This window comes from Streptomyces sp. KL116D, from assembly GCF_030766975.1.
Lineage (GTDB): Bacteria > Actinomycetota > Actinomycetes > Streptomycetales > Streptomycetaceae > Streptomyces > Streptomyces longispororuber_A.
Genome location: NZ_JASERH010000040.1, coordinates 76,313 through 90,386 on the forward strand (window position 1 = coordinate 76,313; position 14,074 = coordinate 90,386).

General features: G+C 72.6%; 14 protein-coding genes. 5 read left to right on the forward strand and 9 right to left on the reverse strand.

What is annotated here, in order from left to right; genetic code table 11:
- Nucleotides 1–44 precede the first annotated feature (44 nt).
- From RBJ77_RS16320 to RBJ77_RS16335, 4 genes are read left to right on the forward strand one after another with little or no spacing between them, the layout of a single operon-like run.
- A complete protein-coding gene (locus tag RBJ77_RS16320; RefSeq protein WP_372345684.1) occupies nucleotides 45–818 on the forward strand; it encodes a (Fe-S)-binding protein in 774 nt (257 codons plus the stop codon).
- Nucleotides 815–2,311, forward strand: coding sequence for a lactate utilization protein B (locus tag RBJ77_RS16325; protein WP_372345685.1), 1,497 nt, complete (start codon nucleotides 815–817; stop codon nucleotides 2,309–2,311). Before RBJ77_RS16320 ends, RBJ77_RS16325 begins: the two co-directional genes overlap by 4 nt.
- Nucleotides 2,308–2,955 carry a lactate utilization protein C gene (locus RBJ77_RS16330; protein ID WP_372345686.1) on the forward strand — a complete coding sequence of 216 codons (648 nt, stop codon included), beginning with the start codon at nucleotides 2,308–2,310 and terminating at the stop codon, nucleotides 2,953–2,955. The genes RBJ77_RS16325 and RBJ77_RS16330 overlap by 4 nt, the downstream gene beginning before the upstream one ends.
- 22 nt (nucleotides 2,956–2,977) lie before the next feature.
- Complete coding sequence (locus tag RBJ77_RS16335; RefSeq protein ID WP_372345687.1) at nucleotides 2,978–4,141, forward strand: betaine/proline/choline family ABC transporter ATP-binding protein; 1,164 nt, start codon at nucleotides 2,978–2,980, stop codon at nucleotides 4,139–4,141.
- 31 nt (nucleotides 4,142–4,172) lie between these two features.
- On the opposite strand, the gene RBJ77_RS16340 is transcribed toward RBJ77_RS16335, so the two are convergent.
- The 4 genes from RBJ77_RS16340 to RBJ77_RS16355 all read right to left on the reverse strand — a co-directional run bounded on the left by RBJ77_RS16340 (nucleotide 4,173) and on the right by RBJ77_RS16355 (nucleotide 7,754).
- Nucleotides 4,173–5,354, reverse strand: a complete 1,182-nt coding sequence (locus tag RBJ77_RS16340) for an NAD(P)/FAD-dependent oxidoreductase (protein WP_372345688.1) — start codon at nucleotides 5,352–5,354, stop codon at nucleotides 4,173–4,175.
- Nucleotides 5,355–5,437: 83 nt separating this feature from the next.
- Nucleotides 5,438–6,388, reverse strand: coding sequence for an ABC transporter substrate-binding protein (locus tag RBJ77_RS16345; RefSeq protein ID WP_372345689.1), 951 nt, complete (start codon nucleotides 6,386–6,388; stop codon nucleotides 5,438–5,440).
- A complete protein-coding gene (locus RBJ77_RS16350) occupies nucleotides 6,385–7,062 on the reverse strand; it encodes an ABC transporter permease (RefSeq protein ID WP_372345690.1) in 678 nt (225 codons plus the stop codon). Before RBJ77_RS16350 ends, RBJ77_RS16345 begins: the two co-directional genes overlap by 4 nt.
- Nucleotides 7,059–7,754, reverse strand: a complete 696-nt coding sequence (locus RBJ77_RS16355; protein WP_372345767.1) for an ABC transporter permease — start codon at nucleotides 7,752–7,754, stop codon at nucleotides 7,059–7,061. Before RBJ77_RS16355 ends, RBJ77_RS16350 begins: the two co-directional genes overlap by 4 nt.
- A 154-nt stretch (nucleotides 7,755–7,908) precedes the next feature.
- On the opposite strand from RBJ77_RS16355, the gene RBJ77_RS16360 reads away from it, so the two are divergent.
- The gene (locus tag RBJ77_RS16360) at nucleotides 7,909–8,874 is read left to right on the forward strand and encodes a pirin family protein (RefSeq protein WP_372345691.1); all 966 of its coding nucleotides are present in this window, start codon (nucleotides 7,909–7,911) and stop codon (nucleotides 8,872–8,874) included.
- A 5-nt stretch (nucleotides 8,875–8,879) separates the two neighbouring features.
- Here the strand turns inward: RBJ77_RS16360 and RBJ77_RS16365 are convergent, their stop codons facing one another.
- Genes RBJ77_RS16365 through RBJ77_RS16385 form a run of 5 tightly spaced genes read right to left on the reverse strand, consistent with a single transcriptional unit; the run spans nucleotide 8,880 to nucleotide 14,068 of the window.
- Complete coding sequence (locus tag RBJ77_RS16365; RefSeq protein WP_372345692.1) at nucleotides 8,880–9,641, reverse strand: ABC transporter ATP-binding protein; 762 nt, start codon at nucleotides 9,639–9,641, stop codon at nucleotides 8,880–8,882.
- Nucleotides 9,622–10,536 (reverse strand): ATP-binding cassette domain-containing protein, encoded by a 915-nt coding sequence (locus tag RBJ77_RS16370; RefSeq protein ID WP_372345693.1) that lies wholly within the window; start codon nucleotides 10,534–10,536, stop codon nucleotides 9,622–9,624. Before RBJ77_RS16370 ends, RBJ77_RS16365 begins: the two co-directional genes overlap by 20 nt.
- 3 nt (nucleotides 10,537–10,539) lie before the next feature.
- Nucleotides 10,540–11,394, reverse strand: coding sequence for an ABC transporter permease (locus RBJ77_RS16375; protein WP_372345694.1), 855 nt, complete (start codon nucleotides 11,392–11,394; stop codon nucleotides 10,540–10,542).
- Between the two features lie 7 nt (nucleotides 11,395–11,401).
- Nucleotides 11,402–12,451, reverse strand: a complete 1,050-nt coding sequence (locus tag RBJ77_RS16380) for an ABC transporter permease (RefSeq protein WP_372345695.1) — start codon at nucleotides 12,449–12,451, stop codon at nucleotides 11,402–11,404.
- Nucleotides 12,452–12,463: 12 nt separating this feature from the next.
- Nucleotides 12,464–14,068: an ABC transporter substrate-binding protein gene (locus RBJ77_RS16385; protein WP_372345696.1), complete on the reverse strand. Its 1,605-nt coding sequence runs from the start codon at nucleotides 14,066–14,068 to the stop codon at nucleotides 12,464–12,466.
- Between the last annotated feature and the right edge of the window lie 6 nt (nucleotides 14,069–14,074).

Below are 14,074 nucleotides of genomic sequence, written 5' to 3' on the forward strand. Positions count from 1 at the left end.
ACCCATCCGATGACCGAACCGTACCGACCAACGAAGGGGCCACGATGCGTGTCGCGCTCTTCCTGACGTGTGTCAACGACACGCTGTACCCGGACACGGGCCGTGCCGTGGTGAAACTCCTGACCAGACTGGGCGTGGAGGTGGACTTCCCAGCGGCCCAGACGTGTTGCGGGCAGGCCCACTACAACACCGGCTATCGACACGAGGCCGAGCCGCTCGCCCGGCACTACTCCGATGTCTTCGGTCCGGGGCTCGCCTCGGGTGAGTACGACGCCGTCATCACTCCGTCCGGTTCGTGCGCCGCGATGGTGCGCGAGCTGTATCCCAGGATGGGCGAGCGGGCCCGAGCCGAGGGCCGCGGCGACCGGCTCGCGACGACCCTCGCGCCGGTCGTCCCGAAGACGTACGAGCTGACCGAGTTCCTGGTCGACGTCCTGGGTGTGACCGATGTCGGCGCGTACTACCCGCACAAGGTCACCTACCACCCGACGTGCCACGGCCTGCGGTCCCTGGGGCTCGGCGACCGGCCCACCCAACTCCTCAGGGCGGTCAAGGGACTTGAGCTGGCCGAGCTGCCGGGGGCGCAGGAGTGCTGCGGCTTCGGCGGCACCTTCGCGGTGAAGAACTCCGACGTCTCGGCGGCGATGGGCGCCGACAAGGTCCGCAACGCGGAGTCGACGGGCGCCGACACGCTCTGCGCCGCCGACAACTCCTGCCTCATGCACATCGGCGGCACCATGAGCCGGCTGCGGGTCGGCATGCGGCCCGTCCACATCGCGGAGATCCTGGCGAGCACGGAAGAGGAGCCCCTGTCATGAGCGGCACGACTGGCACGTTCGTCGGCATGCCCGCCTTCCCCGTGGCCGCGCACGACGCCGTGCGGAACACCACCCTGCGCGCCAACCTGAAGCACGCCACCCACACCATCCGCGACAAGCGGGCGCGCGCCGTCGCCGAACTCGACGACTGGGCGCAGCTGCGCGAGGCCGGCAAGCAGATCAAGGACCACACGCTCCGTCATCTGGAGCACTACCTGGTCCGGTTGGAGGAGTCGGTCACGGCCGCGGGCGGCACCGTGCACTGGGCCGCCGACGCCGACGAGGCCAACCGCATCGTCACCCGCCTCGTCCGGGAGACCGGCGAGACGGAGGTCGTCAAGGTCAAGTCGATGGCCACGCAGGAGATCGGCCTCAACGAACACCTGGAGGCCGAGGGCATCCGCGCCTACGAGACCGACCTCGCCGAGCTCATCGTGCAGCTCGGCGACGACCGCCCCTCGCACATCCTGGTCCCCGCCATCCACCGCAACCGCGGCGAGATCCGGGACATCTTCGAGAAGGAGATGGGCAGCTGGGGCCGGGCCGCCCCCGACGGCCTGACCGACACCCCGGCCGAGCTCGCCGAGGCCGCCCGCCTCCACCTGCGGGAGAAGTTCCTGCGCGCGAAGGTCGGCATCTCCGGCGCGAACTTCATGGTCGCCGAGACCGGCACGCTCGTCGTGGTGGAGTCCGAGGGCAACGGCCGGATGTGCCTGACCCTGCCCGAGACGCTCATCTCGGTCGTCGGCATCGAGAAGACCGTGCCCACGTGGCAGGACCTGGAGGTGTTCCTCCAGACGCTCCCCCGCTCCTCCACCGCCGAGCGCATGAACCCGTACACGTCGACCTGGACCGGCACCACCGACGGCGACGGCCCGCGGACCTTCCACCTGGTCCTCGTCGACAACGGCCGCACCGACACCCTCGCCGACGAGGTCGGCCGACAAGCCCTGCGCTGCATCCGCTGCTCGGCCTGCCTCAACGTCTGCCCGGTGTACGAGCGGGCGGGCGGCCACGCGTACGGCTCGGTGTACCCGGGCCCGATCGGCGCCATCCTCAGCCCCCAGCTCCGCGGCACCGGGAGCGCGATAGACGCCTCGCTGCCCTACGCGTCGTCGCTGTGCGGCGCCTGCTACGAGGTGTGCCCGGTCGCCATCGACATCCCCGAGGTCCTGGTGCACCTGCGCGAACGGGTCGTCCAGGGCGGCGAGGTGACCCGGCGCGGCGCGAAGGTCACCCTCAAGCCGGCGAAGGGCCACGCGGCGGAACGGGCCGCGATGCGCGCGGCCCGCTGGACGTTCACCCACCCGGCGGCCCTCGGCGCCGGACAGCGGCTGGCCTCGCGCACCCGCCGCTTCCATCCGCGCACGGTGCCGGGCCCCGGCAAGGCGTGGACGGCGACCCGGGACCTGCCGACGGTGCCGGCGGAGTCCTTCCGCGACTGGTGGCAGCGGACAGACGGCGGCAAGGCAGGAAGGGACGGCGGCAAGTGAGCAGCAGGGACGTGATCCTGGGCCGGGTGCGGCGCGCGCTCGGCGGTCCGGTCGGCGCACCGGAGTCGTACGGCACCGACGTCGACCGCGGCTATCTGCGTGAGCACGGCTCCCGGACGACCGGGCAGACGGTGGAACTGCTCGCCGAGAACCTGGCGGACTACCGGGCGATCGTGCACCGGTGCACGGCCGGGGAGCTGGCGGACACGGTCGCCGGGCTCCTCGCCGCGCACGGCTCGCGCTCGGTGGTGACGCCGCCCGGGCTGCCGGCGGAGTGGCTGTCGGCGACCGAGGTGCCCCGGGTCGCCGACGAGGCGGCCACCACCCCCGCCGAGCTCGACGGGGTCGACAGCGTCGTCACCGCCTGCGCCGTGGCGGTAGCCGAGACCGGCACCATCGTCCTGGACGGCTCCCCCGACCAGGGCCGCCGCCGCATCACCCTCGTCCCGGACCACCACGTCTGCGTGGTGCGCGTCCCCGAGCAGGTCGTGTCGTCGGTCCCGCAGGCCCTCGGACGGCTCGAGCCGGCGCGCCCGTTGACGTGGATCTCGGGCCCGTCCGCGACCAGCGACATCGAGCTGGACCGGGTCGAGGGGGTGCACGGTCCGCGCACCCTGGAGGTGGTGCTGGTGAGCGGGGAGTGAGACACGCGGTTACGTTGAGGGCATGATCCGGTTCGATCAGGTCACCAAGCGGTACGCGGACGGCACGACGGCGGTGGACGGCCTCTCGTTCGAGGTGGACGAGGGCGAACTGGTCACGCTCGTCGGCCCGTCCGGCTGCGGCAAGACCACGACGATGATGATGGTCAACCGGCTGATCGAGCCGACGTCCGGCCGGATCTTCGTGGCGGACGAGGACATCGCCACGATCGACCCGGTCAAGCTGCGGCGCCGGATCGGCTACGTCATCCAGCAGGTCGGCCTCTTCCCGCACCGCACGATCCTCGACAACACGGCGACGGTGCCCGCGCTCATCGGCTGGAAGAAGGCGAAGGCGCGGGCGCGCGCCGCCGAGCTGCTCGACCTGGTGGGCCTCGACCCGAAGACGTACGGCAGCCGCTATCCGGAACAGCTGTCGGGCGGCCAGCGCCAGCGCGTGGGGGTCGCCCGCGCGCTGGCGGCCGATCCGCCGGTGCTCCTGATGGACGAGCCGTTCGGCGCGGTCGACCCGGTGGTGCGCGAGCAGCTGCAGGACGAGTTCCTGCGGATGCAGGCCGCCGTCCGCAAGACGGTCCTCCTCGTCACGCACGACATCGAGGAGGCGGTACGGCTCGGCGACCGGATCGCGGTGTACGGGCAGGGCCGCATCGAGCAGTTCGACACCCCGGGCGCCGTCCTCGGCACGCCCGCGACGCCGTACGTCGCCGAGTTCGTCGGCGCGGACCGGGGTCTGAAGCGGCTGTCGGTGACGGAGATCGAGCCGGACGACCTGGAGCAGCCGTCGGTGGCCCGGCTGGACGAACCGGCGACTCAGGCCGCGGCCCGGATGCGGGACGAGGCGGCCCGCTGGGCAGTGGTCCTGGACGAGCAGGGGGACCTGCACGGCTGGGTCGGCATCGACGACGTGTCCCTGGCCGGTGCGGACGGCCGCGTCGGTGACCTGGCCCACCGGATGAACGCGTGGGTACCGGTGGGCGCGCCGCTCAAGCAGGCGTTCGGCGTGATGCTCCAGCACGACGCGGGCTGGGTGGCGGTCCTCGACGGTTCGCGGTTCCTCGGTGTGCTGACCCCGGCGAAGCTGCACGAGGCGCTGCGCCGCTCCGTGGACGCGGACGCCCAGGGCGTGGGGCGCGACGAGGTCGAGTTCGACTCGGTCGCGGACGCCTGAGCGCCGCCGACCGGATCACCGAACCCTCACCCTAGACCTCAGGTCGAGGGTCCGGCGTCGACGCGGGCCTGTGCCGGTCCATCGCGCGCAGGTTCTCGTCCTGTACGTCGCCGGGGACGGGCCGGTCCGGGCGGTACGCGGCGAGTTCCGGCACCGGCCGGCCGGTGGCGATCTCCCGGGCGGCGAGCCGGCCGAGGACCGGGGCCAGCGTCACCGCGCTGTGCGAGACCAGGTGGTAGAGGCCGGGCGCCCGCGGCACCGGTCCGACCAGCGGCAGACCGTCGAGCGGCACGGGCCGCACCCCGACCCGCGCGTCGGCGACAGCGGCCGACCGCAGCGCGGGGACCACCGTGCGGGCGCGCCGGTGCAGTTCGCGCGGCAGCCCGTCCACGCCGCCGCCCACGACGTCGCCGAGGCGCGCGTCGACCTCCCACGACAGGGCGAGCACGCCGCCGTCCGGTGTGGGCCGCAGATCGATCCCGGGGGCCGCGACGATCGCGGTGAGCGGTCCGCCGGCCAGCGGTCCGCACTCCGCCACGAGCCCGGGGACCCGCCGCACGGGCAGGCGCACCCCCGCCAGCCCGGCGACGCGCGCCGCCGCGGGCCCCGCGCAGTTGACCACGACGTCGGCGGGCCAGCGCCGCTCCCCCGCCACGGCCCCGGTGACCCGCTCGCCGGCGCGCAGCAGCCCGGTGACCGGCGTGCCGTAGCGGGCTTCGGCGCCGTGCCGCAGGGCCGAGGCGAGCAGGGCGTCGACGAGGCGGGGCACGTCGAACCAGGCGGTGTTCTCGTGCACCACGACCTCGTCGGCGGCGCAGGCGTCCGGGTCGACGGCGGGCGCGAGGTCGCGCAGCACGGACGGCGGGGCGAGCCGGCAGGCGTGGCCCCAGCCCCTGGCCCGTGACGCCTTGTCGCGCAGCGCCCGGCGGGCCGCGTCGTCCGCCGCCCACTGGACGAGCGGTACGGGGTGCCGCCACGGCCCCCCGTCGAGTTCGTCGGCGAGGCGGACGTGCCCGTCCGAGCCCTGCCGGTTCAACCGGTAGTAGGCGTACGGGGTCTTCAGGTGGGTGACGTCGGCGGAGAACGTGGCCCCTGACGTGCCCGCGGCGGGCCGGGCCTCCTCCAGGACGACGACGTGGACGCCCGCGAGGGCGAGGTGGTGGGCGACGCAGGCGCCGAGCACGCCCGCGCCGACGACGACGGCTCGAGTCATACGCGGTCGTGTACCCAGCCCGGACGGTCCGGACCGCGCGGACCGTGCGGACCGTGCGGACCGTGCGGACCGTGCGGGCGGCACTACTTCAGCAGTCCCTTGTCCTCCAGGTAGCTGCGCGCCACGTCCTCGGGCAGCCGCCGCCAGCTGTCGACCTGCTGGTTGAGGGAGGCGAGGTCCGCGGTGGTGAGCACGGAGTTGAGGGCGCCGAGGGCGTCGGCGACGCGGTCGCTGCCCGCCCGCGAGCGGTTGACGACGGGCACGATGTAGTCGGCGTTCTGCAGGTGCTTGTCGTCGGCGAGGAGGACGAGCCCGAAGTCGGCGAGCGTCGCGTCGGTGGTCGTGGTGAGCATCATCTGGTCCTGGCCGTTCTGCACCGCCTTCTTGGACTGCGTGGTGCCGACGCCCTTGGGGTCGACGCTCGTGATGTCGATGCCGTAGACCTTCTTCAGGCCCGGTTCGCAGTAGGGCCGCTGGACGCATTCGTCGCCGGCCGCGAGCCGCACCTTCAGGCCGGAGGCGCCGAGGTCGCTGAGCGTCGTGAGCCGGTGCTCCTTCGCGTACGCGCCGGCGACGGCGAAGGCGTTCTGGTCGACGGCCCTGCCGGCGTCGAGGACGACCAGGCCGCGGGGCCGGGCGAGGCTGCGCAGGGCCTTCATGGTGGCGTCGAGGTCGGGCGAGCCGACGGGGGCGGCGTCGGCTCCGTTGGTCTTGGCGTTCAGCCAGTCGGCGAAGGTCGCGGCGTACTCGGGGACGACGTCGATCTGCCCGGACTCCAGGGCGGGTTCGTACAGTTCGCGGTTGGCGACGGACAGGATCTCGGTGCCGTACCCGGCGTCCTTCAGGAGCAGCGCGTACATGGTGGCGAGCAGATCGCTCTCGGTGAATCCGGCCGATCCGATGACCAGGTGCTTGCTGTCGCCGGGCGGCGCGGTCACCTCGCCCTGGTTCTCCAGAGACGGCCCTCCGGTGCATCCCGCGGCGAGCAGCAGGACGCCCACCAGGGCACCGGCCCTGCGCACGAGGCTCCTCATCCGCCGGCCCTCCCCCGTGCCCAGGCCGGGGCGAGCCGCTCGGCGATCTCGAAGAGTCCCTCGACGACGAGGGCGAACGCGGCGACGAGCACGGCGCCCGCGACGACCTGCGGCGTGCTGGCGAGGTTGAACCCGGCGGTGATGATCCGCCCGAGCCCGCCGCCGCCCGCCAGCGCGGCGATGGTGGCGGTGGCGACGAGCTGCACGGCGGCGATCCGGACGCCGTTGAGGATCATCGGCAGCGCGAGCGGCGCCTCCACGCGCAGCAGCATCTGCCGCCCGGTCATCCCCATCCCGCGCGCGGCGCGCACCACTTCCCGGTCGACGCCGCGCATGCCGACGTAGGCGTTGGTGAGCAGCGGTGGCACGGCGAACAGCACGAGGGCGACGACGGTGGGGCCTTCGCCGTACTGCCCGAGCGGTGTGAGCAGCAGCAGGACGAGGACGGCGAAGGTGGGCACGGCCCGGCCGACGTTGGAGATGTTGACGGCGAGCGCCCCGCCCCTGCCGAGGTGGCCGAGGACGAGGGCGACGGGCAGCGCGATCAGGCAGCTGATGACGAGGCAGACGACCGTGAGCACCAGGTGCTGGGTGAGGCGGTGCCAGATGCCGTCGTCGCCGGCCCAGTGCGCGGAGTCGGTGAGCCAGTCCCAGGCGTCGCTGAGGGTCTTCATCCGCGGCTCGCTCTCGTCCAGGGGGTCAGCAGCCGTCCGGCCCCCAGGAGCAGCAGGTCGGCGGCGATCGCGATGACGACGCAGAGCACGGAGGCGGTGAGCACCTGGGCCTTGAAGTACGTGTTCATGCCGGAGTAGATGAGGTTGCCCAGGCCGCCGTACCCGACGATCGCCCCGACGGTCACCAGGGACACGGCGGACACCGTGGCGATGCGCAGCCCGGCCATGGCGGCGGGCAGGGCGAGCGGCAGTTCGACGGTGAGCAGCAGCCGGACGGGCCCGTAGCCCATCCCCCGGGCGGCCTGCCGGGTCTCCTCGGGAACGGCCCGCAGTCCGGCCAGGATGTTCCGCACGAGCAGGGTCAGCGAGTACAGCACGAGGCCGGCCACGACGAGCGTGGCGGACAGCCCGTACGCGGGCAGCAGCAGCGAGAACATGGCCAGCGACGGGATCGTGTACAGCACGGTCGTCAGGGCGAGCACCGGCCCGGCGGCCCACCCCCAGCGGCGGGCGACGACGGCCAGCGGCACGGCGATGACCAGCGCGATGGCGACGGCGACCAGGGTGATCTGCAGATGCTGCACCACGGCGTCGACCAGGATGTGCCTGCGCGTGCTCAGGTACTCGCCGCAGATCCAGTCGTTGCGGGCGAGGCAGTCGTCCGGCGGCGGGGCGTCGGGCACCGCGGTCAGATGGGGCACTCGTCCATTCCAGTGGCCGGGGCGGCCCGCTGCCCGCTGGGGTGACCCGTACGGGCGGCGGACGCGACGGCGCACACGCCGTCCGACGGAGCGACTTCCCGTCGTGGGACTGACGGCGGACCGCCACGGGGCTAGGTTGTCCGACATGAGCAATCTTGATCGCGAGGCGGTTCCCTCCGTGTGCGGCGGCCGGGGTTTCGTCGTCGCGGAACCGGTCCGCGAACTCCTCAGCCCGCGCCGGGTGAAGCTCGGCGAGTCCACCGAGGTGCGCAGACTGCTGCCCAACCTGGGCCGCCGCATGGTGGGCGCGTGGGCGTTCGTCGACCACTACGGCCCCGACGACATCGCGGACGAGCCGGGCATGCAGGTGCCGCCGCACCCGCACATGGGGTTGCAGACGGTGAGCTGGCTGCACGACGGCGAGGTCCTGCACCGCGACTCGACCGGCAGCCTCCGGACGATCCGCCCGCGCGAGCTGGGGCTCATGACGTCGGGCCGCGCGATCTCCCACTCGGAGGAGAGCCCCCGGCCGCACGCCCGCTTCCTGCACGGCGCCCAGCTGTGGGTGGCGCTCCCCGACGCCCACCGGCACACGGACCCGCACTTCGAGCACCACGACGCCCTGCCCACGGTGACCGCGCCCGGCCTCACGGCCACCGTCGTCCTCGGCACGCTGGACGGGGCGACGTCCCCCGGCACGACGTACTCCCCCATCGTCGGCACGGACCTGGCCCTCTCCCGCGGAGCGGACGTCCGGGTCCCGCTGGAACGCGACTTCGAGTACGCCGTCCTGTCGATGTCCGGCGAGGCCCACGTCGACGGCGTCCCGCTGCTGCCCGGCTCCATGCTCTACCTCGGCTGCGGCCGCAACGAACTGCCCGTGCGGGCGGAGTCGGACGCGGGCCTGATGCTGCTCGGCGGCGAGCCGTTCGAGGAGGAGCTCGTCATGTGGTGGAACTTCATCGGCCGCAACCAGGACGAGATCACGCAGGCGCGGGAGGACTGGATGCTCGGGTCGCGGTTCGGGGACGTGAAGGGGTACGACGGGGAGCGGCTGGACGCGCCTGAGCTTCCGCCTGTTCCGCTGAAACCCCGGGGTCGAGTGCGTTGAACGGCCTACGGCGGAGGCGAGGACGTGAGGCGCGGGACGGCGTCGCGCAGGGTGCGGGTGGCGGGGTGCCGGGGGTGGTGGAGGACGTCGGTGAGGTCCCCCTCCTCCACCACGCGCCCGTGGTGCATGACCATCACGCGCGGGCAGAGTTGCTCCACCACCGCGAGGTCGTGTGAGATCAGCAGGCAGGCGAGCCGGTGTTCGGTGCGCAGCCGGCGGAGCAGGTCGAGGATGCGGGCCTGGACGGTGGTGTCCAGTGCGCTGGTCGGTTCGTCCAGGATCAGGAAGCGCGGCCGTACGGCCAGTGCGCGGGCGATCGCCGCGCGCTGGCGCTGACCGCCGGAGAGCTGGTGCGGGTAGCGTGCGGCGTGGTCGGCGGTCAGCCCCACGTCGGTGAGCAGTTCGGTGACGCGGTGCCGTTCGGCGCCGCGCGGCACCATCCGGTGTGCCCGGAGCACTTCGCCGATCGCCCTGCCCACCCGCATCCGCGGGTCGAGCGCGCCCTCGGTGTCCTGCACGACGATCTGTACGGCGCGCCGGTACGGACGCGGCCGGCGCATCGCGGTGAGGTCGACGCCGTTGAAGGTCACCGTGCCGCCGGACGGCGCCACCAGCCCCAGCAGGCACCGGGCCACCGTCGTCTTGCCCGATCCGCTCTCGCCGATCAGTCCCAGGCCGAGGGGGCCTTCGGGCAGGGTGAGGTTCACCCGGTCCACCACGGTCGTGTCGCCGTACACGACGGTCAGTTCACGGGCCCGGAGCACCATCGGCGGCCTCCTCGTCGTATCCGTCGTCGCGCGCCGCGCCGTGCTCGGCATCCTCGGCGTCGGGTCCTTCGCCGCGTCGGTCGCGTGGGCCTGGCACCGGAGTTCCGCGCAGCCGTGGTGCGGCCGCCAGCAGGTGCCGGGTGCGGTCGGCGCGTGGTGCGGTGACCAGTTCGGTGGCGGGCCGGTCCTCGATCACCCGCCCCCGGTGCAGTACGGCGATCCGGTCGCACAGTCCGGCCAGCAGCGCGAGGTCGTGGCTGATGAACAGTACGGCTGTGCCGTGTTCCGCGCGCAGCTGCCTCAGGAGGGTGCAGATCTGCGCCTGGGCCGTCACGTCCAGCGCGCTGGTCGGCTCGTCGGCGATGAGCAGTCGCGTCCTGAGCGCCGACGCCAGGGCGATCGCCACGCGCTGGAGCTGTCCGCCGGAGAGCTGGTGCGGGTGGCGGTCGAGGTGCGCGGCGGACAGACCGACGCGTTCCAGTCCGGCCGCGGCGCGGCTGCGGGCCTCGGCGCGGGTGCATCCGTGCAGGCGCAGCGTGCGCAGCACCGTCACGCCCACGGGCAGTACGGGGTTGAACGCGGTGGCCGGATTCTGCGGGATCAGGGTCATCGTGGAGCCGCGCAACCGCCGCAGCCGCCGCTCCGGCATCGACAGCAGTTCCTCGCCGGCCAGCCGGATGCTGCCGCGGACGTGGGCGCCCGCGCGCCGCGTCAGTCCCAGGACGGTCAGCCCGACCGTGGTCTTGCCCGCGCCGCTCTCCCCCGCCAGCCCCAGGAACTCGCGCTCGTCCAGCAGCAGTTCATCGACGCGGACGACGGGCTCGGCGTCGGGAGACCCGAACCGGACGCATACGTCGCGCAGTTGCAGCCAAGCGGCGTCACGGGCGGAGACCATCGGTCAGGCCCGCTGGGTGGGTCGCGGGACGTATCGGGGGTCGAAGCGGTCGCGCAACACGTCACCGAGGAGGAAGCACACGCCCGCGACGAGCATGATGGCGGCTCCGGGGAAGGTGCCGAGCCACCAGTGGGTGGTGAAGTAGTTCTGCGACTGCTCCACCATCAGGCCCCAGTCGGGGGTCGGCGGCTGCGGGCCGAGGCCGAGGAAGGACAGTCCGGAGGCGACGAGCAGCACCCCGCCGACGTCGGTCGAGGCCTGGACCAGCAGGGGCGTCGAGGCGTTGGGCAGGACGTGGCGGACGAGAGTGCGGCGGTGGCCGAGGCCGAGGGCCCGGCACGCCTCGATGTACGGGCGGCCGACGACCGACGCCGTCTCGCCGCGCACCAGCCGGGCGTACCACGGCCACCACGTCACCGTCAGCGCGACGGTCAGGCCCACCGGACCGGGCGCAAGGACCGTGGCCAGGGCCAGTGCGAGCAGCAGGGCGGGTACGGCCAGGAAGACATCGGTGAGGCGCATGAGGAGTTCGTCGATCCAGCCGCCGAAGTAGCCGGCCACCACCCCGATCACGGTGCCCACCAGCAGCGAGACCGTCACCACGGCCACCGCGACGACGGGGCCGATGCGCGCGCCGTACAGCACGCGGGAGAACACGTCGCGGCCCAGTTCGTCGGTGCCGAACCAGTGGGCTGCGGAGGGCGGGCGCAGAAGCTGAGCGGTCTCGGCAGCACCGGTCGCGTCCGCCGGGTACGGGGCGAGGACCGGTGCGAGCAGGGCGACGAGCACGATGGCGCCTGCTCCCCCGAGGGCGAGGACCAGTGCCGTCCGGCCGCCGCGGGCACCGCGCGCCCTCACCGTCGGCTCACCGCAGCGCGACGCGCGGGTCGAGGGCGGCCTGTGCCAGGTCGACGGCCAGGTTCGCGGCGAGGTAGAGCAGGGCGACCAGGAGCGTCACCCCGACGACGGCCGGCACGTCCAGGGACTTCACCGCGTCGGCCGCGTACCGGCCGAGCCCCGGATAGTCGAACACCGCCTCCACCAGGAAGGTGTTGACCAGCGAGTACCCGAAGATCAGCGCGGTGAGCTGGAGCACCGGGTTCCAGGCGAGCCGCAGGGCGAAGCGGCCGAGGACGACCCGCTCGGGGAAGCCGAGCGCGCGCACCATCTGGATGTGCGGTTCGCCGACGGCGTCCAGGATGCTCGCCCGGACCATGCGCGCGAGGACGGCCGCGGGATAGGAGGCCACCACGAGTGCCGGCAGCAACAGGTGGTCGAAGAGATCGGTCGCCGCCGCCCCGTTCCCGGTGAGTACGGCGTCGAGCAGGGGCAGGCCGGTGACCGTGGTCACCGGATGCGCGACCATCACGGCACGGTCGTAACTGCCGGCGATCGGCAGCAGATCGAGCCGGCTCGCGATGAGCGTCTGCAGGAGCAGCGCCAGCCAGAACGTGGGGATCGCGGCGCTCAGCAGCGCGCCGGACCGCACCAGCCGGTCGACGGTCCCCCCGTGCCATCGTGCGGCGAACAGGCCTGCGGGGATGCCGACGGCGAGCCCGATGACCATTCCGCCGAGCACCAGCTGCAGCGTGTTGGGCAGCCGCGTGAGCAGATCGGAGAGGACGGGACGGTGGGTGAGGACCGAAAGGCCCCAGTCGCCGCGCGACACCCCGGTCACGTACGAGACGATCTGCTCGGCGACGGGACGGTCGAGACCCAGCTCGGCGCGGACCCTCGCCCGTTCCACGGCCGATGCCCGTGGCCCCGCCCAGACACCCGCGGGGTCGCTGGGCACCACCCGTGCGATCAGGTACGTCAGCACCACCACCCCGAAGGCGACCAGGGCCGAGAGCACCGAACGGCGCGCCGCGTAGCGGATCATCGGCAGACCGCGGCCGGTGCGGGCGCGCTTCATGTCCACCCCCGTTCAGCGGTGGGTGAGGTCGTGGACGAACACGACGTTCGCGTACGCCGGGTTGTCGACGAAGCCCTTCACGTCGCCGGCCAGAACCCGCTGATAGGTGTTGGTGCCGAGGAAGAGCTGCGGCGCGTCCCTGATGATGATCTCCTGCATCGTGCGGTAGGTCCGCGCGGCTTCGTCCGGGTCCGTCGCGGTGAGCGCGCCGACCGAGTCGATGAGCCGGTCGAGCTCGGGGTTGGAGTAGTAGGCGAGGTTGTAGGAGATCTCCTTCTCCGTGCGGAACACGTTGCGGAAGTACGACAACGGTTCGGGGTCGTCCGGCCACCACCACATGACGAAGATGTCCTGTCGCTCGTTCACGTCCTTCTTCTTGGCACGCGGCCACTGCGCCGACGCCCAGGCCAGGCCCTCGACCTTCAGGTCGATGCCGAACGGGCGCAGCTGTGCCTTCATCAGGTCGCCGAGGGTGCGGACGGTGTCCTCGCCCGCGGGGTAGGTCATCTCCAGCGTGATCGTCCGGCCGCTGCCCGGGCCGTACCCGGCCGCCTTGAGCAGCTTCCGGGCGCGGTCCTGGTCACCCGGCAGGTCCAGCGTGGTGGTGTGTCCGAACATGCCCCTGGGGATGACGCCGTCGGAGGCGACGAGGGCGCCCCTGCTCGCTTTGATGAGCTCCTGGTAGTCGAGCGCGTTCGCGACCGCCTGGCGCACCCGGATGTCGTCCAAGGGCTTCTTCTGCGTGTTCATCAGGCCGATCAGGGTCTGCCACGAAGGCCGTTCGTGCACGCGGAGGTCCGGCCGGCCGCGCAGCGTGTCCAGGAGTTGCGGCGGCATCCCACCGGTGTAGGTCCCCTCACCCGAGCGCATGAGCTGTGCCTCCGTGGACGCCTGGGGCACCGCCTGGAACACCACGTTCTTGTACTGGTCCGTGCGCCAGCCGCCCCAGTAGTCCTTGAAGGCGGTCAGCTGCACTTCGTTCTCGCTGCTCGGGTTCCACGAGGTGACCGTGTACGGGCCGGTGCCGCGGGCGTTGGCCCTGTAATAGCCCTTGGCGTCGGAGACTTCGTAGATCCAGGCCGCGTACGTGGCGGAGGCGATGATGTCCAGCGGTGCCGGGCGGGACAGCTCGAAGCGGACCTGCCGCTTGCCGATCGGGGTGATTCTCCGCACCGGGTCCCACACGTACGAGGCGCTGGCCTTCAGCCGCATGGTGCGGTCGATGGACGCCTTCACCGCCTGCGCGGTCAGCGGGCGTCCGGAGTGGAATCGTACGTTGTCCCGCAGGGTGAACGTCCAGGTCCGGCGGTCCTTGGACGACGTCCACCGGGTCGCGAGCACTCCCTCGGTCCTGCCGGACCGGGCGTTGTACCGGGTGAGGGTCTCGTACGTGTTCGACAGCGCCACCACTTCGTCGGAGTAGGAGCGCGCCGGGTCCCACTCGGTCACCAGCCCCCTGCTGGACAGGTACACGAAGGTGTCGTCGCTGTCCGCCCGGTCTCCCCCGTCGGAACACCCGGCCGCCGGCAGCGAGATCGCCATGGCGGCGACGATCGCGACGACGCAGCGCCGCCGCCGGTACCTGGGCCGAGAGCCCAGGAGGATCTGCAACGACATGACCGT

Excerpts from the sequence above, each read along its gene's own strand:
- RBJ77_RS16320 (WP_372345684.1), top strand. The coding sequence starts at position 45 with ATGCGTGTCGCGCTCTTCCTGACGTGTGTCAACGACACGCTGTACCCG.
- RBJ77_RS16325 (WP_372345685.1), top strand. The coding sequence starts at position 815 with ATGAGCGGCACGACTGGCACGTTCGTCGGCATGCCCGCCTTCCCCGTG.
- RBJ77_RS16335 (WP_372345687.1), top strand. The coding sequence starts at position 2,978 with ATGATCCGGTTCGATCAGGTCACCAAGCGGTACGCGGACGGCACGACG.
- RBJ77_RS16340 (WP_372345688.1), bottom strand. The coding sequence starts at position 5,354 with ATGACTCGAGCCGTCGTCGTCGGCGCGGGCGTGCTCGGCGCCTGCGTC.
- RBJ77_RS16345 (WP_372345689.1), bottom strand. The coding sequence starts at position 6,388 with ATGAGGAGCCTCGTGCGCAGGGCCGGTGCCCTGGTGGGCGTCCTGCTG.
- RBJ77_RS16350 (WP_372345690.1), bottom strand. The coding sequence starts at position 7,062 with ATGAAGACCCTCAGCGACGCCTGGGACTGGCTCACCGACTCCGCGCAC.
- RBJ77_RS16360 (WP_372345691.1), top strand. The coding sequence starts at position 7,909 with ATGAGCAATCTTGATCGCGAGGCGGTTCCCTCCGTGTGCGGCGGCCGG.
- RBJ77_RS16365 (WP_372345692.1), bottom strand. The coding sequence starts at position 9,641 with ATGGTGCTCCGGGCCCGTGAACTGACCGTCGTGTACGGCGACACGACC.
- RBJ77_RS16370 (WP_372345693.1), bottom strand. The coding sequence starts at position 10,536 with ATGGTCTCCGCCCGTGACGCCGCTTGGCTGCAACTGCGCGACGTATGC.
- RBJ77_RS16380 (WP_372345695.1), bottom strand. The coding sequence starts at position 12,451 with ATGAAGCGCGCCCGCACCGGCCGCGGTCTGCCGATGATCCGCTACGCG.
- RBJ77_RS16385 (WP_372345696.1), bottom strand. The coding sequence starts at position 14,068 with ATGTCGTTGCAGATCCTCCTGGGCTCTCGGCCCAGGTACCGGCGGCGG.